This window comes from Acidovorax sp. NO-1 (assembly GCF_000238595.1).
GTDB lineage: Bacteria > Pseudomonadota > Gammaproteobacteria > Burkholderiales > Burkholderiaceae_C > Acidovorax.
The window spans coordinates 14,358-39,442 of the sequence record NZ_AGTS01000047.1; the positions used below are offsets into that span (position 1 = coordinate 14,358).

Below are 25,085 nucleotides of genomic sequence, written 5' to 3' on the forward strand. Positions count from 1 at the left end.
CTGCGTGCCTGGCATTGCTTGCGCAATGCACAGCTTGTTTTGGTGAAACAAACTCCTCATACGCGGCCTCCGCGCATGAGGAGTTTGTTTTCGTAATCCACGCGCAGCACCACTGCCAGCGCCACGAGATTCATCAAAATCGCCGAGCCCCCAAAGCTCATCAAAGGCAGCGTGAGCCCCTTGGTGGGCAGCGCGCCCAGGTTCACACCCATGTTGATGAAGGCCTGAAAGCCGATCCAGATCGCCACGCCCTGCGCGACGAGGCCGGAGAAAACACGGTCCAGCGCAATCGCCTGGCGGCCGATGTGCATGATGCGGCGGGTCATCCACAAAAACAGCACGATGAGTGCCACCACCCCCAGCAGGCCGAACTCTTCGCCGATCACGGCCAGCAGGAAGTCGGTATGAGCTTCGGGCAGCCAGTGCAGTTTTTCCACACTGCCACCCAGACCTACGCCAAAAATCTCTCCCCGCCCGATGGCGATCAGCGAGTGCGAAAGCTGGTAGCCCTTGCCCAGAGCGTGCTCCTCGCTGAACGGGTCGAGGTATGCAAACACGCGTTCGCGGCGCCAGGGCGAGCTGGCAATCATCAGCGCAAACGCCGAGACCAGCACGCCAGCGATCAGGAAGAACATGCGGGCATTCACGCCCCCCAGGAACAGGATGCCCATGGCAATCACCGCCACCACCATGAACGCACCCATGTCGGGCTCGGCCAGCAGCAACACGCCCACAATGCCCACGGCAGCGCCCATGGGCAGCACGGCGCGGAAGAAGCGCTCTTTCACTTCCATCTTGCGCACCATGTAATCGGCCGCGTAGATGAGCACCGCAAACTTGGCAACTTCGGACGGCTGGAAACTGACAGGCCCGATGGCCAGCCAGCGCCGTGCACCGTTGACCACCTTGCCCACACCCGGGATCAGCACGGCAATCAGCAGCACCAGCGCCGCTACAAACAGCCACGGTGCCGCGCGCTCCCACAGGGCCATGGGCACCTGAAACGCCAGCAGGGCCACCACAAAGCCCACCACCAGATACATCGCGTGGCGGGTGAGAAAGTGGGTGGAGGCGTAGTTGGCAAAACGCGGGTTGTCCGGCATGGCGATCGAGGCGGAATACACCATCACCAGCCCCCAGGCGAGCAACGCCACCACCACCCACAACAGCGCCTGGTCAAAGCCAAGCACGCTGGCTGGCGTGCTGGACGACTGACGGTACTCGGTGCCGCCCACGCGCACGGGCAGTACATCGGCCGCCTTGCCGGGCAGGCCGCCAAACCAGCCCGTCACCCGTTGCAGCAACGTGGAACTGCGCACATCGGCCGTCATGCCATGCCCCCCAACGACTGCCCGGCGTCGTCGGCCAGGGCGCGCACGGTGTCGCAAAAGACCTGGGCGCGGTGCTCGTAGCCGGTGAACATGTCAAAACTTGCGCAGGCGGGCGACATCAGCACGGCGTCGCCCGCATGCGCCCGCTGCGAGGCCAGCGCTACGGCCTCTGGCAGGGTCGCGGCATCGAGCATTGGCACGCCGCAGTCCTGCAGTGCAGCGCGTATCTGCGGTGCATCGCGACCGATGAGCACCACCGCACGCGCATGGCGCGACACCGGCGCGGCGAGCGGCGCAAAGTCCTGCCCCTTGCCGTCGCCACCCAGAATGACCACCAGCCGCCGCTCCGTGCCCAGCCCCACCAGCGCTGCCACGGTGGCGCCCACGTTGGTGCCCTTGCTGTCGTCAAAGTATTCAACGCCATGGATGATCCCCACGGGCTCCACGCGGTGCGGCTCGCCGCGGTACTCGCGCAGTCCGTACAGCATCGGGGCCAGGGTGCAGCCTGCGGCCGACGCCAGCGCCAGCGCGGCCAGCGCGTTCACCGCGTTGTGGCGGCCCCGGATGCGCAGCGCATCGGCGGGCATCAGGCGCTGGATGTGCAGGTCTTCGGCCACTTCGTGGCGGCCGCGCTTGCGGGTTTCGTCGGCGTCCATCGCGCGCACCAGCCAGGGCATGCCGCTCACGACCTCGATACCGAAGTCGCCGGGGCGCCGGGGCATGTCGGCGCCGAACGTGATGTGCTCGCGCACCTGGGGCTTTTGCAGCCTGACCTTGACCGGGGGCGGCAATGGCTGGGGCGCCCCCACGCTTGCCACTGCGTGTGCTGCGCTGCCCCCCGAGGGGGCGGCTGCCGCCTTCGGGCGGCCGGGCGGCGGCAGCATTCCCATCACTGCGGCGTCTTCGCGGTTCAGAATCATCAAGCCGGTCTGGCCAAAGATGCGCGCCTTGGCCGCCGCGTAGGCCTCCAGGCTGCCGTGCCAGTCCAGGTGGTCTTGCGTGATGTTGAGCACCGTCGCCGCCGTGGGCTCGAACCCGGTCACGCCGTCCAGCTGGAAGCTCGACAGCTCCAGCACCCAGACCTCGGGCAGTGTGTCGGCATCGATGTGGCCCGCCAGGGTATCGAGCAGCGTGGGGCCGATGTTGCCCGCCACGGCCACGGTCTTGCCCGAGCGTTCCACTAGCTGGCCCGTGAGCGACGTGACGGTGGTCTTGCCGTTGGTGCCCGTGATCGCCAGCACCGCCGGGGCGTACCCGTGGGACGCGCGCAGCGCGCCGAGCGCCATCGAATACAAGCTTATTTCGCCTCCAACGCTTATTCCACATGCGCCAGCAGCTACCAAAACAGGAGCAACAGCTTGGGGACTCAACCCCGGAGAACGGTAAACCGCGTGCAGGCCCTGGCCTTCCACCAGGCGGGCATCGAAGTCACCGGCGACAAAACGCACCTGCGGCAGCTCGTGCTGTAGCGTGGGCAGCTGGGGTGGCGCGGCACGGGTGTCGGCCACGGTGACCTCGGCCCCGCAGCGCACGCACCAGCGGGCCATGGCCAGGCCCGAGGCGCCCAGGCCCAGAATGAGGATGTTCTGGCCCTGCATCGTTTGCAGATCTTCGCCGGGCCGGCCCAGTGGCTGGGCGGCTGCATCGGCGGGTGCGGCGTCGGCAACTTCTTCGTCGGTTTCTTGCGAGGGAGCCGGTGCGCCTTCGGGGGCTGCCACCTCGGCAAAAATCTGCGCCACAAAATCAGCGGCGGCCTTGGCGGCGGATACGGCGGGGGGTTTTTCGGGGTCCCACGCATGCGCTGCCCCTTGGGCAGCCCGGTCGCCAGGGCCCGCTGCTGGCGCAGTGCTCGTACCCTCCACTGGCGCCGCGGCGTCCGCCATGCCAGCCGTCACCTCTTGCGGTGCAACGGCCGTCTCGTCCGGCAGCGCTTGCGGTGGCACGGCAGGCGCACCCAGGTCGGCCGGAGCCATGGCAGGCTCGGCCGAGATGGGTGCGGCAGGCGCAGCGGGGATGAGGGGATCGTCCGGGTTCATCGCAGTTTCAGGGTGGACAGGCCGATCAGGCACAGCAGCATGGTGATGATCCAGAAGCGCACGACCACCTGCGTTTCCTTCCAGCCGCTCTTTTCAAAGTGGTGGTGCAGGGGCGCCATCTTGAGAAGACGCCGGCCTTCTCCATAGCGCTTCTTGGTGTACTTGAACCAGGTCACCTGCAGCATCACCGACAGGGCCTCGACCACGAAGATGCCGCCCATGATGGCCAGCACGATTTCTTGCCGCACGATGACCGCGATGGTGCCCAGGGCCCCGCCCAGCGCCAGCGCGCCCACGTCACCCATGAAGACCTGCGCAGGGTGCGCGTTGAACCACAGAAAAGCCAGCCCCGCGCCCGCCATGGCTGCGCAGAAGATCAGAAGCTCGCCCGCGCCCGGGATGTGCGGGAAAAACAGGTATTTGGAATACACCGAGCTGCCGGTGACGTAGGCAAACACGCCCAGGGCCGAACCCACCATCACCACCGGCATGATGGCCAGCCCGTCCAGCCCGTCGGTGAGGTTCACGGCATTGCTGGAGCCCACGATGACCAGATACGTCAGGATCACAAAGCCCAGCACACCCAGCGGATAGCTGATCTCCTTGAAGAACGGCAGCTGCAGCCCGGCCTTGGGCGGCAGGTCGAGCGAGAAGCCCGACTGCACCCAGCCCACAAACAGCTCCCACACCTTGGCGTTGGAGCTTTCGGAAATGCTGAACACCAGATACAGCGCGGCGATCAAGCCAATGACCGACTGCCAGAAATACTTCTCGCGCGAGCGCATGCCCTCGGGGTCCTTGTTGACCACCTTGCGCCAGTCGTCCACCCAGCCGATGGCGCCAAAGCCCAGCGTGACAATGAGCACGATCCACACAAAGCGGTTGGACAGGTCAAACCACAAGAGCGTTGAAATGGCGATCGACAGCAGGATCAGCACACCGCCCATGGTGGGCGTGCCGCTCTTGGACAGGTGCGTCTGCATGGCGTAGCCGCGGATGGGCTGACCGATCTTCAGCGAGGTGAGTACACGAATCACCTTGGGGCCTGCTATCAGGCCGATGAGCAGCGCCGTCATGGCGGCCATCACAGCGCGGAAGGTGAGGTACTGGAACACGCGGAAAAAGCCGAACTCGGGCGACAGGCCCTGCAGCCATTGCGACAGCATCAGCAGCATGTGGCACCTCCGGCATGGGCTGGCACCGTGCGGGCGATTTCAATGCGTTGCGCCATGGTGTCCCTCCCGTGGATTGATCGGCTTTTGTTGTTGTTCTGCGGGCAGTGCGGCGGCGCCAATGGCCTCGACCACCTGTTCCATCTTCATGAATCGCGATCCCTTCACCAGCACGCTACCCACCGTGGGCAGGGCGTTGCGCACAGCATTCAGCAGTGCGCTCATATCGTTGAAATGCCGGGCACCTCCATAGGCCGTGGCGGCGTGCACTGACTGCGCACCCAGCGCGAACAGCAAAGGGATGCCCGCAGCCCGTGCATGGGCACCAGCCTCGGCGTGGAACTGCGGACCCTGGTCGCCCACTTCGCCCATGTCGCCCAATACCAGCAGTTGCGGGCCGGGCAACTCGGCCAGCACGTCGATGGCGGCACGCATGGAGTCGGGGTTGGCGTTGTAGGTGTCGTCCACCACCGTGATCTCACGGCCCGCGCAATTCACACTAAAGGCGCGCGAGCGGCCCTTGACGGGCACAAAGTCGTTCAGCCCTTGCGCGATGGCGGCCAGGGGCGCCCCCGCCGCCAGCGTGCAGGCAGCGGCTGCCAGTGCGTTGGTCACGTTGTGGCGCCCCGCAATGTGCAGGTGGGTGGCCACTTCGCCGTGTGGCGTGGCGAGTGTGACGGCCCAGGCGCCCTGTCCCCACGCCGCCTGCGTGCAGGCCACATCGCCACCGTCGCCAAAAGTGACAACGCGGCGCCCTGCCGCCAGCGAGCGCCAGAGGCCCGTGTAGGCATCCCCCGCAGGGAACACGGCCACACCGTCGGCAGACAAGCTGGCGAACACCGAGCCGTTCTCGCGAGCCACCGCTTCCACCGTGTGCATGAACTCCAGGTGTTCACGCTGCGCGTTGTTGACCAAGGCCACCGTGGGCAACGCCATGGCGGCCAGCGTGGCGATCTCGCCGGGGTGGTTCATGCCCATTTCGATCACGGCGGCGGCGTGGCTGGCACGCAGGCGCATCAGTGTCAATGGCACGCCGATGTCGTTGTTGAAATTGCCCTGCGTGGCAAACGCAGCCTCGCCCTGCCAGGCATGCAGGATGGACGCGATCATCTGCGTCACCGTGGTCTTGCCGTTGCTGCCCGTCACGCCAATCAGCGGCAGGTGAAATTGCGTACGCCAGCCAGTGGCGAGTGCGCCCAGCGCAGCCAGGCTGTCGGGCACTTCGATGCCGGGCAAGCCGGCTGCCTCCAGGCCCCCGTGTGCAATCGCTGCAGCGGCACCACCGGCACGGGCATCGGCCAGGAAGGCGTTGGCGTCAAAACGCTCGCCCTTGAGCGCCACAAACAGGTCGCCCGCCTGCAGCGTGCGCGTGTCGGTGTGCACGCGCACGAGGGGCGTGGCGCCATTGCCCACCAGCCGGGCGGCGGGAATGTGCGACTGCAGCAGCGCAAACGCCTGCTGCAGGGTCATCATCACCCCGGGGGTCGCGGTCATGGGCGGGCTCCTCGGGCCTGCAGCGCGTTCTGCGCATGGGCCATGTCGGAGAACGGCAGGCGCACACCGGCCGTCTCCTGGGTGTCTTCGTGGCCCTTGCCGGCAATCAGCACCACATCGGCGGGCGCGGCTTCGGCAATGGCCAGCGCAATGGCGGCGGCGCGGCCGGGCTCGGCGCGCACGGTGTTGCCAGCGATGGTGCCTTGCAGAATCTGGTGCAGGATGGCCGCAGGGTCTTCGCTGCGCGGGTTGTCGCTGGTCACCACCACCTGGTCGGCATGGTGCTGCGCCACGGCGCCCATCAGCGGGCGCTTGCCCGCGTCGCGGTCGCCACCGCAGCCAAACACGCACCAGAGCCGGCCGCCCCGCTGCTGCGCAATCGGGCGCAGGGCTTGCAGGGCCTTGTCCAGCGCGTCGGGCGTGTGGGCATAGTCCACGGCCACCAGGGGCTGGCCCGGGTGGTTGACCTGCTCCATGCGGCCGGGCACAGGTGAAAGCTGGGCACAGGCGAACAGCGCGTGCTGCAGCGGAACGCCCAGCGCACGCAACGCCGCCACCACGCCCAGCAGGTTGGAGACGTTGTACTGCCCGATCACGCGCGTCTGCAGCACATGCGTGTGCACGCCCTCGGCCACGGTAAAGCGCAGGCCACCATCGCCCATGCCGATATCGCGCGCCGCCAGGCGGGCCGGGCCGGTGGCGGAAACGCTCCACAGGTCCAGCGGCCGGCCGGCCAGCGCGGTGTGCAGCTCTGCGCCCTGCGGGTCATCGATGTTGACCACCGCCGCCTGCAGACCGGGCCAGTCAAAGAGCACGCTCTTGGCCTGCCAGTAGGCGACCATGCTGGGGTGGTAGTCCAGATGATCCTGGGTGAAGTTGGTGAACAGGGCCACGCGAATGCGCGTGCCCACCAGCCGATGCTCGGCCAGACCAATGGACGAAGCCTCGATGGCGCAGGCCGTGCGGCCCGCATCGGTGAATTGCTGGAACGCGCGCTGCAGCCGCACCGGGTCGGGGGTGGTCATGCCGGTGCTGGTGAGCGCGGGCGGCGTTCCAGTGCCCAAAGTGCCCACCAGCGCGCACCCACCTTGCGCAAACAGCTCATTTTTCGATAGCGTATTGAGGGCCTCGGCGAGCCACCAGCTGGTCGTGGTCTTGCCGTTGGTGCCCGTCACGGCCAACACATCCAGGTGCTGGGTGGGCTGGCCGAACCATTCGGCTGCCACCAGCCCGGTAGCCGCCTTGAGCCCGTGCAGCGCCGCCACAGTCAGTCCTTGCAGCGCAAAAGCCTCGGCACCCTCGTGCTCCACCAGGCAGGCCACGGCCCCACGCGCCAGCGCATCCCCGATGTGCGCACGGCCGTCGGTTGCGGCGCCGGGCCAGGCGATGAAACCGTCGCCCGGCCGGATCTGGCGGCTGTCCGTCTGCAGCGTGCCCGTGACCCGCTCGCGCAGCCAGCTGACAGCTTCGCTCACCGAACCGAGCAGGGCAAGCGCCGTCATAGCGACTCCTCCACCACATCGGCCACGATCTGCGGCGTGACCGCCATGTCCGGCTGCACGCCCATCATGCGCAGCGTCTGCTGCACCACTTCGCTGAACACCGGTGCCGCCACGGCACCGCCGTAGAACACGCCATTGCTGGGCTCATCGATCATCACGGCCACGATGATGCGGGGCTTGTCGATGGGTGCCATGCCGGTGAACCACGCGCGGTACTTGCCCGACGCGTAGTTCTTGCCCACCTGCTTGCGCGCCGTGCCCGACTTGCCGCCCACCGAGTAGCCCACGGTCTGCGCCTTCTGGCCGGTGCCACCAGGGCCTGCGGCCATCTGCAGCATCTTGCGCACCTGGTCGGCCGTGCGTTCGGAGAACACCGGCACGCCCAGGGCGGGGACGTCGGTCTTGAGCATGGTGGCGGGAATCACCCGCCCGCCGTTGGCAAACACGGTGTAGGACCGCGCCATCTGGAACAGGCTGGCCGAGAGGCCATAGCCATAGGACATGGTGGCCTGCTCGACCGGACGCCAGGTCTTGTACGGCCGCAGGCGCCCCGTCACCACGCCGGGGAAGTGCAGTTGCGGCTTCTGCCCGAAGCCCGCGGCCGAAAACGTCTCCCACATCTCGCGCGCCGGCATCTGCATGGCCAGCTTGGTGGTGCCCACGTTGCTCGACTTCTGGATCACGCCCTCCACCGTGAGCACGCCATGGTTGCGCGTGTCGGAGATGGTGGAGCCGGTAATGTTGATGCGGCCCGGCGTGGTGTCCACAACGGTGTCGGGGCGCACGCGGCCCGTTTCGAGCGCCAGGCCAATGGTGAACGGCTTCATGGTGGAGCCAGGCTCGAAGACGTCGGTGAGCGCGCGGTTGCGCAGCTGCTCACCCGAGAGGTTCTTGCGCTTGTCGGGCACGTAGCTGGGGTAGTTGGCCAGCGCCAGCAGCTCGCCCGTGTGGGCATCCAGCACCACCACGCTGCCGGCCTTGGCCTTGTGCGCGGCCACCTGGTCGCGCAGCTTCTGGTAGGCAAAGAACTGCACCTTGCTGTCGATGGACAGCTGCATGTCCTTGCCATCGACCGGGGGCACGGTTTCGCCCACGCTTTCCACCACGCGGCCCAGGCGGTCCTTGATCACGCGGCGCGAACCGGGCTTGCCCGCCAGCTCCTTGTCGAACGCCAGCTCCATGCCCTCCTGGCCATGGTCTTCCACGTTGGTAAAGCCCACCACGTGCGCGGCGGCCTCGCCCTCGGGGTACTGGCGCTTGTATTCCTTGCGCTGGTAAATGCCCTTGATGTCGAGCCTGGCGATCTGCTGGCCCACGTCCCAGTCGAGCTGGCGCTTGATCCAGACAAAGGTCTTGTCCTCGTCAGCCAGCTTTTTCATCAGCTCGGCCTGGGGCATGTCGAGCAGTTTGGCCAGCTGCCTGAGCTTGGCGCGTACCTCGGGTTTGTCCTGCTCCACGTCTTCAGGGATGGCCCAGATGCTGGCCGCGGGCACGCTGGAGGCAAGGATCAGCCCGTTGCGGTCCAGGATCTTGCCGCGGTTGGCCGGCAGCTCCAGCGTGCGGGCAAACCGCACCTCGCCCTGGCGCTGAAAGAAGGCGTTGCCAAACACCTGCACATAGGCGGCACGCCCCGCCAGGCCCAGAAAACCCAGCGCAATCATGGCCACGATGAATTTGCTGCGCCAGACGGGCGTCTTGCTTGCCAGCAGCGGGCTTGCGGTGTAGACCACGCTGCGGCTCATGGCTGTTCCCCCTCGGGCCGGGACGGCGTGGCACCCGCAGCAGCAGCAGCAGCAGCAGCTACGCCTTGCGGGTCAGACACATACTGCGTGATGGCCGGTGTGGCGGTGCGCATGTTCAGCTGGGCGCGGGCGATCTTCTCCACCCGCAGCGGCGTGGCCTGCGCGCGCTTGTCCACCTGCAGACGCTGGTGCTCCGTCTCCAGGCGGCGGGCCTCGGCCACAGCGCGGTCCAGCTCGGTGAACAGGCGGCGCGATTCGTACTGGGTGTGCACGAGGTAGATCGCGCTGGCCAGCACGGCAAGCAGCAGGACGACATTCAGCCGGGTCATGTCAGACGACCGCCGTGCGTTCGGCCACGCGCATGATGGCGCTGCGTGAGCGGGGATTGGCCTCGATCTCGGCCACGCTGGGCTTGATGCGGTCCAGCGCGACGAGCTTCATGGCCTGGGGCGCGGCAAACGGTGCGCGGCGGTCATACACCTCCTTGGAGTGCTTGGCGATGAACTGCTTGACGATGCGGTCTTCAAGCGAGTGAAAGCTGATGACCACCAGCCGCCCGCCCGGCTGCAGCACCGAGAGGCTGGCCTCTAGTGCCTGTTGCAGCTCTTCAAGCTCGGCGTTGATGAAAATCCGAAGAGCTTGAAATGTGCGCGTTGCAGGGTTCTGGCCCGCTTCGCGGGTTTTGACCGCGCCAGCCACGAGGTCGGCCAGTTCTGCGGTGGTTGCAAGAGGACCCCGTTCTTCGCGCCGAGCAACAATCGCCTTTGCAATGGGGCCAGCAAACCGTTCTTCACCGTAGTCACGTATCACCTCCGCAATCTGACCGACTTCGGCCGTGGCCAACCAATCGGCCACACTGGTCCCGCGCGTGGTGTCCATGCGCATGTCCAGCGGGCCGTCAAAACGGAAACTGAAGCCCCGTTCGGGGCTGTCGATCTGGGGTGAGCTCACGCCCAGATCCATCAGCACGCCGGCGGCACTCGCAGGCGGCAGGTCGGCCAGATGGCGAAAACCTTCGTGCCGGATGGAAAAACGCGCATCGGTGATGCGCGTTGCTTCAGCGATGGCTTCGGGGTCCTTGTCGAAGGCCACAAGGCGCCCTTGTGGTCCGAGCCTGAGCAGAATCAGGCGCGAATGCCCGCCACGCCCGAAGGTCGCGTCCACCCAGGTGCCCGCAGGCTCCGGGCCTGCGCCACCCAGGAGGGCATCGACGGCCTCGTTGAGCAAGACGGTGGTGTGTTGCATGGGGGATGTCACTGCGCGCCTCAGAAGGAGAAGTCCTTGAAGACATCCGGCATCTCGCCCTGCATGGCCTTGGCCTCCTGCTCGTCGTAGGTGGCCTTGTCCCAGAGTTCGAAATGGTTACCCATGCCCAGCAGCATGGTGTCCTTGGAGATACCGGCCGCTTCGCGCAGCTCGGGCGACACCAGCACTCGGCCGGTGGCGTCCATGTCCACGTCCATGGCGTTGCCCAGAAAGATGCGCTTCCACCACTGGGCGGACATGGGCAGCTGGGCAATGCGCTCACGAAACTTTTCCCACTCGGGGCGGGGGAACACCATCAGGCAACCGTGGGGGTGTTTGGTGATGGTGAGCTGGCCAGACGCCGTCGCCGCCAGGACGTCACGATGCCGGGTCGGCACGGAGAGCCGACCCTTCGCATCGAGACTCAGCGACGAGGCACCTTGAAACACGGATGGATTCCCAGTTCGGTTCTGCGCCCCCGGGTCCGCAAAACGGACTCCCAAGGCACTTTTCACCACTTAATTGCACTTTTTTGCACTGTAGCAGGAAAAGCACACCGAACAAGGGGGTGTCCAACAAACTTTTGCAATGAAATCAACGACTTAGCCGTGAATTTGCAGACACTCTGGCGACAAAAGTCGTTCAAAAAGAAGCACTTACAGAGGCCTATGAAAGTGACCTCTCAAGGCTTGGCCGACTCGTCACAGGATGTAGCGCGACAGGTCCTCGTCCTGGCTCAGGGTCTGCAGGCGGGCATCGACATAGGCGGCGTCGATGGTGATGGACTGGCCCGACAGGCGCGTGGCGTCAAAACTCACCTCATCCAGCAAGCGCTCCATGACGGTAGACAGGCGGCGTGCCCCGATGTTTTCCGTGCGTTCGTTCACCTCAAACGCAATGTGCGCCAGGCGCGTGATGCCCTCCGGCGCAAATTCGAGCATGACGCCTTCGGTGGCGAGCAGCGCCTGGTACTGCTTGACCAGCGACGCATGCGTCTGCGTGAGGATGGCCTCGAAATCCTTCACGGACAGCGACTCCAGCTCCACACGGATCGGAAAACGTCCCTGCAGCTCCGGAATCAAATCGCTGGGCTTGGACAGGTGGAACGCCCCCGAGGCGATGAACAGGATGTGGTCCGTCTTGATCATTCCGTACTTGGTGGACACCGTGGTGCCTTCCACCAGGGGCAGCAGGTCGCGCTGCACGCCCTGGCGCGACACGTCGGCGCCGCTCGTTTCCTGGCGTGCGGCCACCTTGTCGATCTCGTCGATGAAGACGATGCCGTTCTGCTCGGCGTTCTGCACGGCGCGCGTCTTGATGTCTTCCTCGTTGACGAGCTTGGCCGCCTCTTCGTCGGTGATGAGCTTCAAGGCCTCGGCGATCTTGAGCTTGCGGGTCTTGCGCTTGTCCTGCCCCATCTGGCTGAACATGCCCCGCAACTGCTCAGCCATCTCCTCCATGCCCTGCGGGCCCATGATCTCCAGCTGCGGGCGGGCCTCGGCCACGTCGATCTCGATTTCCTTGTCGTCCAGCAAGCCTTCGCGCAGCTTCTTGCGAAACACCTGCCGGGCCGTGTTGTCGGCCATCGGCTCGCTGCCAGCGGCGGCGCGGGCGGGCGGGATTAGCACGTCCAGAATACGCTCCTCAGCCGCGTCTTCGGCACGGGTGCGCACCTTCTTCATTTCAGACTCGCGCGTCTGCTTGACGGCCATCTCGGCCAGATCGCGGATGATGGAATCCACGTCCTTGCCCACGTAGCCCACCTCGGTGAACTTGGTGGCTTCCACCTTGATGAAGGGTGCATCGGCCAGGCGGGCCAAGCGGCGCGCGATCTCGGTCTTGCCCACGCCAGTGGGGCCGATCATCAGGATGTTCTTGGGCGTGATCTCGTGGCGCAGGCTGCCTTCGACCTGCTGGCGGCGCCAGCGGTTGCGCAGCGCAATGGCCACGGCGCGCTTGGCGCTGGCCTGGCCCACGATGTGGTGGTCGAGTTCGGAGACGATCTCCTGGGGGGTCATGGAGGACATGGGTGAGCCTGCCTTCAAAATCTATGTCAAATCAGCCCCTGACGCTTTATGGATAAGCGCCAACAGCTATTAAATTGTGAGTATCCAATCCACCGCCGCTGTTACAGCGTCTCGATGGTGTGGTGCATGTTGGTGTAAATGCACAGCTCGCCCGCAATTTCGAGCGACTTCTTGACGATGTCCTGCGCCGACAGATCGGTGTGGTTGAGCAGCGCCTTGGCCGCCGAGTGCGCGTACGCACCACCCGACCCGATCGCCACGATGCCCTGCTCGGGCTCCAGCACGTCGCCGTTGCCGGTGATGATGAGCGAGGCGCTGGCGTCCGCCACGGCCAGCATGGCTTCCAGCCGGCGCAGCACGCGGTCGGTGCGCCAGTCCTTGGTCAGCTCGATGGCGGCACGCGTCAGATGGCCCTGGTGCTTTTCCAGCTTGGCTTCAAAGCGCTCGAACAGCGTGAACGCATCGGCCGTGGCGCCCGCAAAGCCTGCCAGCACCTTGCCGTGGTAGAGCTTGCGCACCTTGCGCGCCGAGCCCTTGACCACAATATTGCCCAGAGTGACCTGGCCATCGCCGCCAATGGCGACCTGAATGCCTTCCGGGGTCTGGCGGCGCACGCTCAGGATGGTGGTGCCGTGGAACACCGGGTGGTTGTCGTTAGATGAGTCCATAACTGCGGCAGTTGAGGGCGCGGGCGGCGCTTTCAAGGCAGAAAGCCGCTGCGTGCTGCCATCCAATCATCCCACTGCAGGCGGTGTGTAAACCCGGCACCGACGCCACCGCGCCCCGCGCCAAGCCTGCCAAACCACTAGTGCGGCGCTTCGCAGGTCCGCGCAGGGGCGAAAGTGCGAAGGGGGCAAAGCGACCCGGGCGGGTCAGTTCTTGCGGGGGACCACCCAGGCGTGCTCGTTGATGCCGATCACATTGAAGAAGATCGCCACCAACCGCTGCAGATTGTGGAACTGGATGACGTGGCCCTGGCCCTGTTGCTCTGCGGCCCAGTTGAGTACGGAGCCCGCGGCAGCAAAGTCCACCCGGATGAGCTTGTCGCACGCAATGGTGAGCGGCACGCCCGCCCGCAAAAAGGCCTCAAAAGGCTGCAGCATGGGTGTGGCATCGCCATCAATGTGGCCGCTGAGCTGGGCCACCGGGCCGGTGTCGAGCGGCGCGGGCACACTCACATCGCCCAGGTCCGACGCCATGAAATCACTGTCAGCGGCCAGCGGTGCAGATCCCGAGGACGCGCCCTCATTGTCGGAATACCCGCAGCGCGGGGACATCCACGACGGCGGAGAGACCTCGTACGTCACGCAGTAATCCAGCGCCACGAGCTCGAACTCATCGGCCTTGCCCATCAGGCGAAGCGCCGCCATGCGCAGGCGCCACCATTCCGGGCTGGTGGCACGGTCTCCGGACTGGGTGCGGGCCTCCAGCAGCGCATTGAGTTTTTCCACGCCGGAGAACACAAGCTGCCCGTCCCGTTCCGCCCACTGGGTGAACTGGTCTGCCAGCAAAGGGACGGCAGCCTCATCGATGGACGCCAGGCGTGTCCACGACAGGGTCCATGGCGATGCGGCGCGGGCCAACGACGCCTGCAGAGCCGCCACGGAAGACACCGCCACGGCAGCGGGCGCGTTCCAGCTGAAATCCTTGCGCACCGCCGCCACCGGCGCTGCCGCCCCAGCCGCCGCCGGGGCCGCAGGCGCCATGCCCAACTGCTCGGGCATGGAAAACCACAACGGCGCAGAGCGGCTGTATTGCGCGGCAAAGTCGATGGCCAGGGTGTCAAACCGGTCGTGCTGGCCGGTCGCACGGTACAGGTCGAACAGCGTCATCCAGATTTCCAGCTGGTCTTCGGGCGGATCCTGCTGATGCTGGGCCAGAACCTCCAGCAGGCCAGACTCCGCACCCGCATGGTCACCATTGGCAAACCGGATGGCTGCCTCTTCAAGATCGGGTTCGTGCACGAATTCCTCCGGTTCGGATGCGGTCGCTGGCGCAGCCTGCGCAAGGCTGAAAGACGCTTCCGCAGGGCCCGCACCTGCAAGCATCTGCGCATCGGCGCCGCCAAACCGGCCGATGGCCATGCTGTCATCGGCAAACAGCGGCTGAACACCGGCTTTGCTTTCCAGCGGCGCTGGCAGGCTGCCAGGAGCCGTGGGCGCATAGGCGCGCGAATGCGCAGAGTCAGGGCCTTGTGGTTCTGCCGCGGCAGGGACATCGCCCGGCTGGGTGGGGGCCTCGGCGCCTTGCTTGCTCTTCCACCACTGCTGCGACATCTGCGCTTCGATCTCGTCGATCTTCTTGAGCGTGACGGCGCGCTCATCGGGCGAGGCCATGCTGCTCTGGAAGAACGAGGGGCGGCCCGCCGCATCTTCCACGCGCTGACCCTGGAGCACCTCGCGCTGGCGCAGCTTGCGCAGCTGATCAAACTCGCGGCGCCGCACGAAGTCGTTGCGGCGCTTGCGCTCGATCATCTCCTTGAGCATCTGCTTGCTGTACTGGCTCTCCCGGTCGTCCTGCAGCGAATCGAGCTCGGTCCAGTTCACCGTCGGGTTTTTCACGAACCGCACCACCTTCGATAGCAGTCCGCCGGGGGTGGATTCTTCCTTGCTCATGGCTCAGGGTACAGAGTGCGCGCGTTGATCGACAGGCCGCTGCCTGCTCAATCCCCAAACATCTTTTGCTTGAGTTCGCGGCGTTGCTGCGCTTCGAGCGAAAGCGTGGCGGTGGGGCGTGCGATCAGGCGGCCCACACCAATGGGCTCGCCGGTCTCGTCGCAATAGCCGTAATCACCGGCGTCGATGCGGGCGATGGATTGCTCGATCTTCTTGAGCAGCTTGCGCTCGCGGTCGCGGGTGCGCAGCTCCAGCGCGTGTTCTTCTTCGATGGTGGCGCGATCGGCCGGGTCGGGCACCACGACGGTGTCTTCGCGAAGGTGTTCGGTGGTTTCACCGGCGCTGTTGTGGATGTCCTGCTTGAGCTCTACGAGCTTGAGGCGGAAAAACGCCAACTGCTTTTCGTTCATGTACTCGCCATCAGGCATGGCCATGACTTCGGCGTCGGTCAGCTCGGCGGCGGACTTGGTTTTCCAGTTGTTCGCCAGCTTGGGGTCTTTTTTGGCAGCCGTGTACGTGGGCTGCGCTTGCGCGGTCGTGGGCATGGTGTGTAGATAACTGGCTTTGGCAGCGGTCGAGGCCACTGTTTGTGCCATGGATGGTACGGTCAATTGGGCCAATCGGGAAGAAGGCCGGGTTGTGCGCACGGGTACCTGCGAACCGGCCTGCAACGCAGGCGCTGGAGCCGGTGCAGACACCGGAGCACTCACTGCGGCTGCGGCCTTGGGCACGGCAGGGGTCTTGGCGGCGGGCTTGGCGGGGGCCTTTGCAACAGCCTTGGGAGCCGGTGCAGCAGCGGCGCCCTTTTTTGCCACGGCAGGGGTCGCCTTGGCGGTCCCCTTGGATTTGCTGGTGTCGGCTTTCACTTCCTGGTCTCCTCGCAATACGGGCAGGCCCCGGCTGCATTGCAGCCAGGCGCGGGTGGCAAGCCTTCGGTGCTTTTACCGGGGCGCGATTGTATCGACCTGGACTGACGCAAACGGAAACGTTGCAGATACAACACAAACCCGGTCAGAAGGCACATGCCCCCGGGCAGTGCCAAAGGGCATCACACAAGGCTTTGCTCCAGCCCTTGCAGGAAGATGTCCTTGGGCAGATCGATGCCAATGAAGACCATCTTACTGGTGCGCTGCTCGCCTTCGGCCCACTGCGGCCCCAGGTCGCTGCCCATGAGCTGGTGCACGCCCTGGAAGATCACCTTGCGATCGGTGCCTTTCATGTTCAACACGCCCTTGTAGCGCAGCATGCGCGGGCCGTAGATGTTGACGATGGCGCCCAGGAAGTCTTCGAGCTTGGCGGGGTCGAACGGGCGGTCCGAGCGGTACACAAAGCTCTTCACATCATCATCGTGGTGATGGTGGTGGCCATGGCCGTGCTCATGCTGGTGCGAGGGGTGGCTGCAGTGCTCGCCATGTTCGTGGTCATGGTCGTGGTGGTCATGCCCGCTCCCTTCTTCCTTCAGGAAGTCCGGGTCGATATCCAGCTTGGCGTTGAGGTTGAAGCCGCGCAGGTCCAGCACCTCCTTGAGCGGCACCTCGCCAAAATGCACGGCCTTGATGGGCGCGCGCGGGTTCATGTGCTTGAGGCGATGGATCAGCGCCTCGGTCTCGTCCTGGGACACCAGGTCGGTCTTGGACAGGAAGATCTGGTCCGCAAACCCCACCTGGCGGCGCGCCTCCTGGCGGTCGTTGAGCTGCTGGGGCGCATGTTTGGCGTCCACCAGCGTGATGATCGAGTCGATCAGGTAGGTTTCGGCGATCTCTTCGTCCATGAAGAAGGTCTGTGCCACGGGGCCCGGGTCGGCCACACCGGTGGTCTCGATGACGATGCGGTCGAAGTCGAGCAGGTTCTTGCGGCGCTTGGCGGCCAGCAGCTGCAGGGTTTCGCGCAGGTCTTCGCGGATGGTGCAGCAGATGCAGCCGTTGCTCATCTGCACGATCTGCTCCTTGGACTCGGTCACGAGGATGTCGTTGTCGATGTTCTCTTCGCCGAACTCGTTCTCAATCACGGCGATCTTCTGGCCGTGGGCTTCGGTGAGCAGGCGCTTGAGCAGCGTGGTCTTGCCCGAGCCCAGGAAGCCGGTGAGGATGGTGACGGGAATCAGTGCCATAAATCTGTCTTTCAAGGGGATCAAATACGTGCGCTGCGGCCGTTGCCGCACAACGCGGTGCCCCTCGCGGGGGCAACTTTTTCAGTGTACCGAGGCTGTCAAGCCCTTGCCGGAGCCGGCGGGTTCACCCTTTGCGCATCACCACCAGCCCCTTGAGGTACTCGCCCTCCGGAAACTCCAGCGTCATCGGGTGGTCGGGCGCGCCGCCCAGGCGCTCCAGGATGTAGCCGTCCACCCCGGCATCCGCGCCGGCCGAGGCCACGATCTTGTGGAACAGGTCGGCACTGATGCCGCCCGAGCAAGAGAAGGTGAACAGCACGCCACCGGGTGACAGCAACTGCAGCGCCAGCCGGTTGATGTCCTTGTACGCCCGGGCTGCACGGTCGGCGTGCGCTGCAGTGGGCGCAAACTTCGGCGGGTCCAGGATGATGGCGTCAAAGCGCTGGCCCTCCTTGAGGAACTGGCGCAGCGACGCATTCACGTCAGCGTCGAGGAACGTGGCCCGGTTCGGATCGAAGCCGTTGAGCGCCACATGGGCGCGGGCGCGCTCCAGGGCCGGGCCCGAGGAATCGATGGACGTCACATGCCCATCGGCCACGGTGCCCGCCGCACGCATGCCGGCCAGCGCCGCCACGCTGAAACCACCGGTGTAGCAAAAGCAGTTGAGCACGTGCTTGAAGCCCAGGCGCTGGGTGTAGTCGGCAAACCGCTTGCGGCTGTCGCGCTGGTCTAAATAGAAGCCGGTCTTGTGGCCCTCGGCGATGTTCAGCGTCAGGTGCCACTGGTGCTCACGGAGGGCGAGTTCGAGCGGCGGCCCCTCACCATCGCCTGCCGCCCCCGTGGGCCCGCCGCGCAGCCAGCCGGTGGCGGGCGGGAGGCCTTCGAGGGTGCGCACGCTGGCGTCCGAGCGTTCATACAGCTTAGTCAGACCCGTCTCGCGCAACAGGGCGTCGGCAATCACATCCTTCCAGCGCTCGGTACCCGCGCTGGTGAACTGAGCCACCAGCGTGTCGCCATAGCGGTCCACGATGAGCCCCGGCAGGCCGTCGGATTCACCGTGCACCAGGCGCACGCCGTCGCTTTGTACGTCAAAACGGGCTCTGGCGATGATGGAGCGGGCGCAAGCAGCTATGAAAAACGGAGCATCAATGCGCTGCGCCTCGTCAAAGCTCCACACCCGTGCGCGGATGCGCGAGCTGGGGCTGTACGCAGCCCAGGCGAGAAACTGGCCCTCGTGCGACTCCACGCGCACGGTCTCGCCGCTGTCGCCCCCGCCCTTGGCGATGGCCGATTCAAAGATCCAGGGGTGGCGGCGCAAGAGCGAGCGCTCTTTACCGGGGCGAAGGCGAACGGTTTTCATGGGCCCGATTGTCGCGCGGCCGCTGCCCCGTCACCTCGCACGCCCCGTACAAGGGCACCCACGGAGCCGGCTTCGCCGGGCCATCGGGTGCGTCCCCCTGGGGGAAAGCGGCGCAGCCGTTTAAGGGGGCTTACGTTTTGCACGCGGATGCGCCGCGTCATACACCTTGGCCAGGTGCTGAAAATCAAGCCGCGTGTAGACCTGCGTGGTCGTGATGTTGGCGTGGCCCAGCAGTTCCTGCACCGCACGCAGGTCGCCGCTGCTTTGCAGCAGGTGACTGGCAAATGAGTGGCGCAGCATGTGCGGGTGCACCGGCGTGGTCAGCCCCGCCTGCTGGCTGCGCTGGCGCAGGCGCAGCCAGATCGACTGCGCAGTCAGCCGCTTGCCGCGCTGACCGACGAACAGTGCCGTGTCAAGCCGCGCTGATCCTTCACCGCCGAAGGGGGTGGCTCGCAGCTGCAGCCAGGCCTGCAGCGCTGCGGTGGCCGCGCGGCCCACGGGCACGCTGCGGCGCTTGCTGCCCTTGCCGAACACATGGGCTTCGCCCGCTTGCAGATCGACCCAGCCCCGGCCCTGGCGCTGGGTGTCGGCGTTGGGAACGGCATCGAGCCCGGCAAGTTCGCCCACGCGCAGGCCGCATCCGTACAGCAGCTCCACCATGGCCGCATCGCGCGCCTCCAGCCAGGGGTCGGCGCCGGTGTTGTCGAACTCGGCCAGGCGCACGGCGTCGTCCACGCCCAGTGCCTTGGGTAGCGGCTTGGGCGCCCTTGGGGCGCGCACATCCTGCACCGGGTTGTGCGGAATCAGCCCCTGCCGACCCGCCCAGATGAAAAACCCGCGCCAGCCCGAGAGGATGAGCGCAATGCCCCGCCCGCTGCGCCCGCCGCTGTGCATTTGCGCCACGAAGCGGCGGATGTGTGCCGTCTGCAACTGCAGTAGCGGCACGTGCACACCGGCCGCAAACTGCGCCAGCTTTTCGAGGTCCAGGGTGTAGAGCGTGAGCGTGCGTGCGGCCAGCCGCTTTTCGACGCGCACGTGCTCCAGGTAACGCAGGACATGGGGGTCAAGCGGGGTGGGCGTGGTGGGCGTATCAGGCATTGGGGCCGTGGCTGAGACGCCGCTGGGGCTGTGGTGGCGCGCGGGCTACTTCAGCCGCAGCAGTGCGGCGCTGGCCAGCTCCGCCATGCGCGACAGGAAGTCCGTCCCCATCGTGGCGTCAAAACGCTGGGGGTCTTGCGAACCCAGCACCAGCAGGCCAAACGCAGGCGTGGCGCTGTCGATGGCGCCTTCGCGCAGCGGCAGCAGGGCCAGTGACTGGGCGGGCTCACCAGCCTCGCTGGCCAGCCAAGCGGCGGGTTCGAACCCCAGGTTGGGCCCGCAGAAAGGCATGGTCAGCGACGAGGCAAAGGCACGGGCGTCTTCGCTGGCGCCCTGCGTGAAGTCGGCGTCGATGTACGGCGCAGCCACCTCCCACACGCGCACGGCCGCCTGGGGCACGTCGAACAGGGTGCGCACGCCATCGACCACAGCCTGGGGCAGGTCGAAAGGGTCGCGCACCTGCAGCAGGCTGCCGGTCCACTGGTGCACCTTGTGGGCAATGGCGGCGTTTTCGCTGCTGTTGCGCACCATCTCCATGATGCGGTGCTCCAGGCCCTTGATCTTCTCGCGCAGCATCTCGGCCTGGCGCTCCTGCAGGCTCACGGCACGCGCGCCGTGCGGGCTGGTGATCTGCACGCTGGCCAGCACCTCCGCATGGCGCTCGAAGAAGCCCGGCGTGTTGGTGAGGAACTGGGCGATGTCGTCTTCGGTGATCGGTGGGATGTGGGACGTCATAGGAGGGTGTCAGGAATATCGATCTGGCCTTCGAACACCGTGGTGGCCGGGCCGGTCATGAAAACGGAATCGGTGTCGGCACCGCTCCAGGCAATGGTGAGGCGGCCGCCGCGCGTGTCCACCTGCACCTCGGGGTCGAGCAGGCCCAGGCGGATGCCGCTGACCACGGCGGCGCAGGCGCCGGTGCCGCAGGCCAGGGTTTCGCCCGTGCCCCGCTCGAACACGCGCAGACGCACGTGGGCGCGGTCCACAATCTGCAGGAAGCCCGCATTCACCCGCTGCGGAAACCGTGCATGGCGTTCGATGAGGGGGCCGGTTTCCTGCACGGGCGCGGTGTCCACGTTGTCCACCAGCTGCACGGCATGGGGGTTGCCCATCGACGCAACCGCTACCAAAACAGTAGCTACTGGCGCTTTACCATCAAGCGCCAGAGGCCATTTTTGCCCTGCACCCTGCGCCACGGGCGTGAGGCCGGTGGCATCAAAGGGCACCTGGGCAGGCTCGAACTGCGGCCGGCCCATGTCCACCGTGACGCGGCCGTCGGGCGTGAGGCGCGGGGCGATCACGCCACCTTGGGTCAACACGCGGATGGTGTCCTTGGCAGACAGGCCCTTGTCGTGCACAAAGCGCGCAAAGCAGCGGGCGCCGTTGCCGCACTGCTCCACCTCGCCGCCATCGGCGTTGTGGATCACGTATTCGAAGTCGATGCCCTCGGCAGGAGAAGGCCTGACAGTCAGGATCTGGTCTGCGCCCACACCGAAGTGGCGATCTGCCAGGAAGCGGTACTGGGCCGTGCTCAGCCCCAGGCGGCCCCGGGTTTCGTCGAGCACCACAAAGTCGTTGCCCGCGCCCTGCATTTTGGTGAAGCGAATCTGCATCCGCCGGATTATCGTCGCTGGGCCGCCAATGACCTCGGGCAGCGCCACTTGCCTTGGCGCGATAGGCTTGCACCCTTTCGCGCCACACAGGCCGCCACCAGCCAGGAGTCTTGAATGTCCGATCTTTCCACCTTTGCCATCACCCGCAAATGGCCCGCCCGGCACCCCGACCGTCTTCAGCTGTACTCGCTGCCCACGCCCAACGGCGTGAAGGTGTCGATTGCGCTGGAAGAGCTGGGCCTGCCCTACGAGGCCCACCTGGTGAGCTTTGACACCAACGACCAGATGTCGCCCGAGTTCCTGTCGCTCAACCCCAACAACAAGATCCCCGCCATCCTGGACCCGAACGGCCCCGGCGGCCAGCCCCTGGCGCTGTTCGAATCCGGCGCCATCGTGCTGTACCTGGCCGATAAAACCGGCCAGCTGATCCCCCAGGATGCCGCTGCGCGCTACGAAACCATCCAGTGGGTGATGTGGCAGATGGGCGGCCTGGGCCCGATGTTCGGCCAGCTCGGGTTCTTTCACAAATTTGCGGGCAAGGACTATGAAGACAAGCGCCCGCGCGACCGCTACGTGGCCGAATCCAAACGCCTGCTGGCCGTGCTGAACCAGCGCCTGGCGGGCCGCCAGTGGGTGATGGGCGACCAGTACACCATCGCAGACATCGCCATCCTGCCGTGGGTGCGCAACCTCATCGGCTTTTACGGCGCGGGCGACCTGGTGGAGTTTGGCCAGTTCACGCAAGTGCAGCGCGTGCTCGATGCCTTCGTGGCACGCCCGCCCGTGGCGCGGGGCCTGGCCATCCCGGCGCGGGACTGAGAGGCTCGCAGTCTTTCGCCGATGTCAGGCGGGCGGCGACACCGTCGCCATGACCCGGACAAACGCGGGCACCACACCCAGGGCGTCGTCGCGCCGCTGCACGGCATGCACATCGGCCCTGGGCGCCTTGGCACCCAGGGCCTTGAGCACCACGCGGTTGCCAAACAGCACGCCCATCGAGAGCGGAATCAGCGCCACCCCCAGCCCAGCGGCCACCAGGCTCAACACGGCCGCGAGCTCCACCGTGGTCTGGGCCACCCGGGGCGCAAAACCGGCCTGCACACAGCACTGCACCATGTACTCGGCGTGGGCGGATGAATCCCGGCGCAGCATCACAAAGCGCTCGCTGCGCAAATCCCGCAGCGCCAGCACCTTGCGCTTGGCCAGCGCGTGGTCGGGCGGCAAGGCGGCCACCACCGGGTCGGGCCACAGCAAGGTGCTTGCCAGCTGGTCGTCGTTGACCGGTGTGCGGGCGATACCCACATCAATGCGCTTGTCGCGCAGGGCGCCAGGCTGCAGCGAAGGCTGCATTTCGTGCAGCACGACATCCACGCCCGGATAGTGCTGCCGGTAGCGCGCCAGCGCCTGGGGAAACGGCCCGAGAAAATGCGAGCCCGACAACCCCACCTCGATGCGCCCCGCCTGCCCCTGGCCAATGGCCGACACCCGCAGGCGCGCCGCATCCAGCCGCTCCAGCACGGCCCGCGCGTCCGCCAGATAGGACTGGCCCGCCAGCGTGAGCTCCACCCGGCGGCTGGTGCGCACAAACAGCTGCACGCCCAGCTCCGCTTCCAGCTGGGCGATCTGCAGGCTCAGCGGGGGCTGCGACACGTGCAGGCGCCGTGCAGCTCGCGTGAAGCTCAGCTCTTCGGCCAGGGCAATGAAGTAACGCAGATGACGCAGTTCCATGGGGCGGCAGTCCTTGCGGCAGGGAAAAATTCAGACGGCGGAGGGCCGGGTGCGGCGCCGCGGCCCGTCTTGGCATCAATACCTGCAAGATATCAATCAAGACCAACAATATATTGGACTATTGGTTCACTTGTTTCCAGAATGGCACCACTACCAACACTTGGCGGAGACAAACCATGAAGATCGCACACAGCGTGCTGGCGGCCACCCTCGCGTTATGCGGACTGGCCCATGCGCAGGACAACTACCCCAGCAAGGCCATCACGCTCACCGTGCCCAACCCGCCAGGCGGCGTGGTGGACACCTCGGCGCGGCTGCTGAACGAACCGCTCGCACGCATCCTGGGACAACCCGTGGTGATCGACAACAAGGCCGGGGGCAGCGGCAACGTGGCCTATGGTGCTGTGGCCCGGGCCAAGGCCGACGGCTACAACCTGCTCATCTCGTACTCGGCCTACCATGTGGGCAACCCGGCGCTGTCGCCCACCCTGCCCTGGGAGGCCAAGGACTTTGCCCCGGTGGCACTGCTCACCGTGGCCACCAACGTGATTGCTGCGCACCCCTCGGTGCCGGGCAACAACCTCAAGGAGTTCATTGCCCATCTCAAGGCCAACCCCGGCAAGGTCAACTACGCATCTCAGGGCAACGGCTCGCTCTCGCACATCGGCACCGAGATCTTCAAGCAGCAAAGCAGCACCTTCATGACCCATATCCCCTACCGCGGCTCCGGCCCGGCCGTGGGGGATGTGCTGGCAGGGCAGGTGCAGGTGTTCATCACCACACCGCCCTCCGTGATGCAGCATGTGCTGAACGGCAAGCTCAAGGCCTTTGCCGTGACCAGCGCCAAGCGCCACCCCGGCCTGCCCAACGTGCCCACGGTGGCCGAGGCCGGCATGCCGGACTTCAAGCTGGAGGCCTGGGTGGGCCTGTTTGCCCCCGCCGCCACACCACCGGCCGTGATTGCCAAACTGACTGCGGACGTGAAAAAGGCGCTGGAGCTGCCAGAAACCCGCCAGCGCGCCGACGCCGCCGGGATCGAACTGCGCTACCTGCCACCCGAGGCGCTGGGCGATCTGGTCAAGACAGAAACCGCCTACTGGGCCAAGACTATCAAGGCCGCCGGCATCAAGGCCGACTGACCCCACGGGCGCCTGCGCGCCCCTCCCCTCCCCCGTAGCGCCCCGCGCCGTTCCACGCTTGCAACGGTGCCGGCGGCGCCACGCCTTTTTCCTTTCTTGAAGACCACCATGCAACGCAGCTACCGCATCGGGCAGATCGTGCCCAGCTCCAACACCACGATGGAAACCGAAATCCCCGCCATGCTGCGCGCCCGCGAGCAGGTGCTGCCCGAGCGCTTCAGTTTCCATTCCAGCCGCATGCGCATGCAAAAAGTCACCAAGGAAGAGCTGGCCGCGATGGACCGCGACTCCGACCGCTGCGCCCTGGAGCTGTCGGACGGCAAGATGGACGTGATGGGTTACGCCTGCCTGGTGGCCATCATGAGCATGGGCCTGGGCTACCACCGCGCCTCCGAAAAGCGCCTGCACGACATCACGGTGGCCAACGGCAAGCCCGCGCCCGTGGTGTCGAGTGCTGGCGCCCTGGTGGACGGCCTCAAGGCCATGGGGGCCAAAAAGGTCTCGATCCTCACGCCCTACATGAAGCCGCTGACCGGGTTGGTGGCCCAGTACATCGAGCACGAAGGCATCGAGGTGCATGACAGCCTGTCCCTCGAAATCCCCGACAACCTGCAGGTGGGCGCGCAGGACCCTGCCGCGCCCGCGCAGATCGTGCAGCGGCTGGACACGCGCGGCGTGGACGTGGTGGTCATCTCGGCCTGCGTGCAGATGCCCTCGCTGGCCTCCGTGCAGGTGGCGCAAGACCAGCTGGGCATCCCCGTCGTGTCTGCGGCGGTTTGCACCACCTGGGCGATGCTCCGGCGCCTGGGCCTTCAAACCCAGGTGCCGAATGCCGGGGAGCTGCTGTCGGGCCGATACTGAACACGGCACGGG

22 protein-coding genes are annotated in these 25,085 nt (G+C 66.1%); 3 read left to right on the top strand and 19 right to left on the bottom strand.

Features of this window, described 5'->3' with window-relative positions; translation table 11 throughout:
- Positions 1 to 56 precede the first annotated feature (56 nt).
- The 18 genes from ftsW to dapF all read right to left on the bottom strand — a co-directional run bounded on the left by ftsW (position 57) and on the right by dapF (position 21,345).
- The gene (gene ftsW, locus KYG_RS04855; protein WP_008903726.1) at positions 57 to 1,331 is read right to left on the bottom strand and encodes a putative lipid II flippase FtsW; all 1,275 of its coding nucleotides are present in this window, start codon (positions 1,329 to 1,331) and stop codon (positions 57 to 59) included.
- A complete protein-coding gene (gene murD / locus KYG_RS04860) occupies positions 1,328 to 3,367 on the bottom strand; it encodes a UDP-N-acetylmuramoyl-L-alanine--D-glutamate ligase (protein ID WP_008903727.1) in 2,040 nt (679 codons plus the stop codon). The genes ftsW and murD overlap by 4 nt, the downstream gene beginning before the upstream one ends.
- Entirely contained in the window at positions 3,364 to 4,542 is a 1,179-nt protein-coding gene (gene mraY, locus KYG_RS04865) for a phospho-N-acetylmuramoyl-pentapeptide-transferase (protein ID WP_008903728.1), read from the bottom strand. The genes murD and mraY overlap by 4 nt, the downstream gene beginning before the upstream one ends.
- 39 nt (positions 4,543 to 4,581) lie before the next feature.
- Entirely contained in the window at positions 4,582 to 6,033 is a 1,452-nt protein-coding gene (gene murF, locus KYG_RS04870) for a UDP-N-acetylmuramoyl-tripeptide--D-alanyl-D-alanine ligase (protein WP_008903729.1), read from the bottom strand.
- On the bottom strand, positions 6,030 to 7,535 hold the full coding sequence (locus tag KYG_RS04875) for a UDP-N-acetylmuramoyl-L-alanyl-D-glutamate--2,6-diaminopimelate ligase (RefSeq protein ID WP_008903730.1): 1,506 nt from the start codon (positions 7,533 to 7,535) through the stop codon (positions 6,030 to 6,032). Before KYG_RS04875 ends, murF begins: the two co-directional genes overlap by 4 nt.
- The gene (locus tag KYG_RS04880) at positions 7,532 to 9,277 is read right to left on the bottom strand and encodes a penicillin-binding protein 2 (protein WP_008903731.1); all 1,746 of its coding nucleotides are present in this window, start codon (positions 9,275 to 9,277) and stop codon (positions 7,532 to 7,534) included. Before KYG_RS04880 ends, KYG_RS04875 begins: the two co-directional genes overlap by 4 nt.
- Complete coding sequence (gene ftsL, locus KYG_RS04885; protein ID WP_008903732.1) at positions 9,274 to 9,606, bottom strand: cell division protein FtsL; 333 nt, start codon at positions 9,604 to 9,606, stop codon at positions 9,274 to 9,276. Before ftsL ends, KYG_RS04880 begins: the two co-directional genes overlap by 4 nt.
- Position 9,607: 1 nt before the next feature.
- The gene (gene rsmH, locus KYG_RS04890) at positions 9,608 to 10,534 is read right to left on the bottom strand and encodes a 16S rRNA (cytosine(1402)-N(4))-methyltransferase RsmH (protein ID WP_008903733.1); all 927 of its coding nucleotides are present in this window, start codon (positions 10,532 to 10,534) and stop codon (positions 9,608 to 9,610) included.
- An 8-nt stretch (positions 10,535 to 10,542) separates the two neighbouring features.
- Positions 10,543 to 10,971 carry a division/cell wall cluster transcriptional repressor MraZ gene (gene mraZ / locus KYG_RS04895; protein WP_008903734.1) on the bottom strand — a complete coding sequence of 143 codons (429 nt, stop codon included), beginning with the start codon at positions 10,969 to 10,971 and terminating at the stop codon, positions 10,543 to 10,545.
- Between the two features lie 252 nt (positions 10,972 to 11,223).
- Positions 11,224 to 12,549 (bottom strand): ATP-dependent protease ATPase subunit HslU, encoded by a 1,326-nt coding sequence (hslU, locus tag KYG_RS04900; protein ID WP_008903735.1) that lies wholly within the window; start codon positions 12,547 to 12,549, stop codon positions 11,224 to 11,226.
- A gap of 101 nt (positions 12,550 to 12,650) precedes the next feature.
- Positions 12,651 to 13,217 carry an ATP-dependent protease subunit HslV gene (gene hslV, locus KYG_RS04905; protein WP_008903736.1) on the bottom strand — a complete coding sequence of 189 codons (567 nt, stop codon included), beginning with the start codon at positions 13,215 to 13,217 and terminating at the stop codon, positions 12,651 to 12,653.
- A 204-nt stretch (positions 13,218 to 13,421) separates the two neighbouring features.
- Positions 13,422 to 15,164, bottom strand: coding sequence for an STAS domain-containing protein (locus KYG_RS04910; protein WP_008903737.1), 1,743 nt, complete (start codon positions 15,162 to 15,164; stop codon positions 13,422 to 13,424).
- Between the two features lie 47 nt (positions 15,165 to 15,211).
- Complete coding sequence (dksA, locus tag KYG_RS04915) at positions 15,212 to 16,030, bottom strand: RNA polymerase-binding protein DksA (protein ID WP_008903738.1); 819 nt, start codon at positions 16,028 to 16,030, stop codon at positions 15,212 to 15,214.
- A 182-nt stretch (positions 16,031 to 16,212) separates the two neighbouring features.
- Entirely contained in the window at positions 16,213 to 17,274 is a 1,062-nt protein-coding gene (locus KYG_RS04920; RefSeq protein ID WP_008903739.1) for a GTP-binding protein, read from the bottom strand.
- A 124-nt stretch (positions 17,275 to 17,398) separates the two neighbouring features.
- The gene (locus KYG_RS04925; RefSeq protein ID WP_034693221.1) at positions 17,399 to 18,634 is read right to left on the bottom strand and encodes a class I SAM-dependent rRNA methyltransferase; all 1,236 of its coding nucleotides are present in this window, start codon (positions 18,632 to 18,634) and stop codon (positions 17,399 to 17,401) included.
- 120 nt (positions 18,635 to 18,754) lie between these two features.
- Positions 18,755 to 19,732 (bottom strand): tyrosine recombinase XerC, encoded by a 978-nt coding sequence (locus KYG_RS04930; protein WP_008903741.1) that lies wholly within the window; start codon positions 19,730 to 19,732, stop codon positions 18,755 to 18,757.
- Between the two features lie 45 nt (positions 19,733 to 19,777).
- A complete protein-coding gene (locus KYG_RS04935) occupies positions 19,778 to 20,467 on the bottom strand; it encodes a DUF484 family protein (protein ID WP_008903742.1) in 690 nt (229 codons plus the stop codon).
- The gene (dapF, locus tag KYG_RS04940; RefSeq protein WP_008903743.1) at positions 20,464 to 21,345 is read right to left on the bottom strand and encodes a diaminopimelate epimerase; all 882 of its coding nucleotides are present in this window, start codon (positions 21,343 to 21,345) and stop codon (positions 20,464 to 20,466) included. Before dapF ends, KYG_RS04935 begins: the two co-directional genes overlap by 4 nt.
- Before the next feature lie 114 nt (positions 21,346 to 21,459).
- Here dapF and KYG_RS04945 point away from each other — a divergent pair, with 114 nt between their 5' ends.
- Complete coding sequence (locus tag KYG_RS04945) at positions 21,460 to 22,164, top strand: glutathione S-transferase N-terminal domain-containing protein (RefSeq protein WP_008903744.1); 705 nt, start codon at positions 21,460 to 21,462, stop codon at positions 22,162 to 22,164.
- A 24-nt stretch (positions 22,165 to 22,188) separates the two neighbouring features.
- Here the strand turns inward: KYG_RS04945 and KYG_RS04950 are convergent, their stop codons facing one another.
- Positions 22,189 to 23,073, bottom strand: coding sequence for a LysR substrate-binding domain-containing protein (locus KYG_RS04950; protein WP_008903745.1), 885 nt, complete (start codon positions 23,071 to 23,073; stop codon positions 22,189 to 22,191).
- A 176-nt stretch (positions 23,074 to 23,249) separates the two neighbouring features.
- Between KYG_RS04950 and KYG_RS04955 the strand changes: the two genes are divergently transcribed.
- Complete coding sequence (locus KYG_RS04955) at positions 23,250 to 24,212, top strand: tripartite tricarboxylate transporter substrate binding protein (protein ID WP_008903746.1); 963 nt, start codon at positions 23,250 to 23,252, stop codon at positions 24,210 to 24,212.
- A 108-nt stretch (positions 24,213 to 24,320) separates the two neighbouring features.
- Positions 24,321 to 25,073: an aspartate/glutamate racemase family protein gene (locus tag KYG_RS04960; protein WP_008903747.1), complete on the top strand. Its 753-nt coding sequence runs from the start codon at positions 24,321 to 24,323 to the stop codon at positions 25,071 to 25,073.
- The last annotated feature ends 12 nt before the right edge of the window (positions 25,074 to 25,085 follow it).

What these genes read in the sequence shown, in the direction of transcription:
- ftsW (WP_008903726.1), bottom strand. Translation starts at nt 1,331, where the DNA reads ATGACGGCCGATGTGCGCAGTTCCACGTTGCTGCAACGGGTGACGGGC.
- murD (WP_008903727.1), bottom strand. Translation starts at nt 3,367, where the DNA reads ATGAACCCGGACGATCCCCTCATCCCCGCTGCGCCTGCCGCACCCATC.
- mraY (WP_008903728.1), bottom strand. Translation starts at nt 4,542, where the DNA reads ATGCTGCTGATGCTGTCGCAATGGCTGCAGGGCCTGTCGCCCGAGTTC.
- murF (WP_008903729.1), bottom strand. Translation starts at nt 6,033, where the DNA reads ATGACCGCGACCCCCGGGGTGATGATGACCCTGCAGCAGGCGTTTGCG.
- KYG_RS04875 (WP_008903730.1), bottom strand. Translation starts at nt 7,535, where the DNA reads ATGACGGCGCTTGCCCTGCTCGGTTCGGTGAGCGAAGCTGTCAGCTGG.
- KYG_RS04880 (WP_008903731.1), bottom strand. Translation starts at nt 9,277, where the DNA reads ATGAGCCGCAGCGTGGTCTACACCGCAAGCCCGCTGCTGGCAAGCAAG.
- ftsL (WP_008903732.1), bottom strand. Translation starts at nt 9,606, where the DNA reads ATGACCCGGCTGAATGTCGTCCTGCTGCTTGCCGTGCTGGCCAGCGCG.
- hslU (WP_008903735.1), bottom strand. Translation starts at nt 12,549, where the DNA reads ATGTCCTCCATGACCCCCCAGGAGATCGTCTCCGAACTCGACCACCAC.
- hslV (WP_008903736.1), bottom strand. Translation starts at nt 13,217, where the DNA reads ATGGACTCATCTAACGACAACCACCCGGTGTTCCACGGCACCACCATC.
- KYG_RS04910 (WP_008903737.1), bottom strand. Translation starts at nt 15,164, where the DNA reads ATGAGCAAGGAAGAATCCACCCCCGGCGGACTGCTATCGAAGGTGGTG.
- KYG_RS04920 (WP_008903739.1), bottom strand. Translation starts at nt 17,274, where the DNA reads ATGGCACTGATTCCCGTCACCATCCTCACCGGCTTCCTGGGCTCGGGC.
- KYG_RS04925 (WP_034693221.1), bottom strand. Translation starts at nt 18,634, where the DNA reads ATGAAAACCGTTCGCCTTCGCCCCGGTAAAGAGCGCTCGCTCTTGCGC.
- KYG_RS04930 (WP_008903741.1), bottom strand. Translation starts at nt 19,732, where the DNA reads ATGCCTGATACGCCCACCACGCCCACCCCGCTTGACCCCCATGTCCTG.
- KYG_RS04935 (WP_008903742.1), bottom strand. Translation starts at nt 20,467, where the DNA reads ATGACGTCCCACATCCCACCGATCACCGAAGACGACATCGCCCAGTTC.
- dapF (WP_008903743.1), bottom strand. Translation starts at nt 21,345, where the DNA reads ATGCAGATTCGCTTCACCAAAATGCAGGGCGCGGGCAACGACTTTGTG.
- KYG_RS04945 (WP_008903744.1), top strand. Translation starts at nt 21,460, where the DNA reads ATGTCCGATCTTTCCACCTTTGCCATCACCCGCAAATGGCCCGCCCGG.
- KYG_RS04950 (WP_008903745.1), bottom strand. Translation starts at nt 23,073, where the DNA reads ATGGAACTGCGTCATCTGCGTTACTTCATTGCCCTGGCCGAAGAGCTG.
- KYG_RS04955 (WP_008903746.1), top strand. Translation starts at nt 23,250, where the DNA reads ATGAAGATCGCACACAGCGTGCTGGCGGCCACCCTCGCGTTATGCGGA.
- KYG_RS04960 (WP_008903747.1), top strand. Translation starts at nt 24,321, where the DNA reads ATGCAACGCAGCTACCGCATCGGGCAGATCGTGCCCAGCTCCAACACC.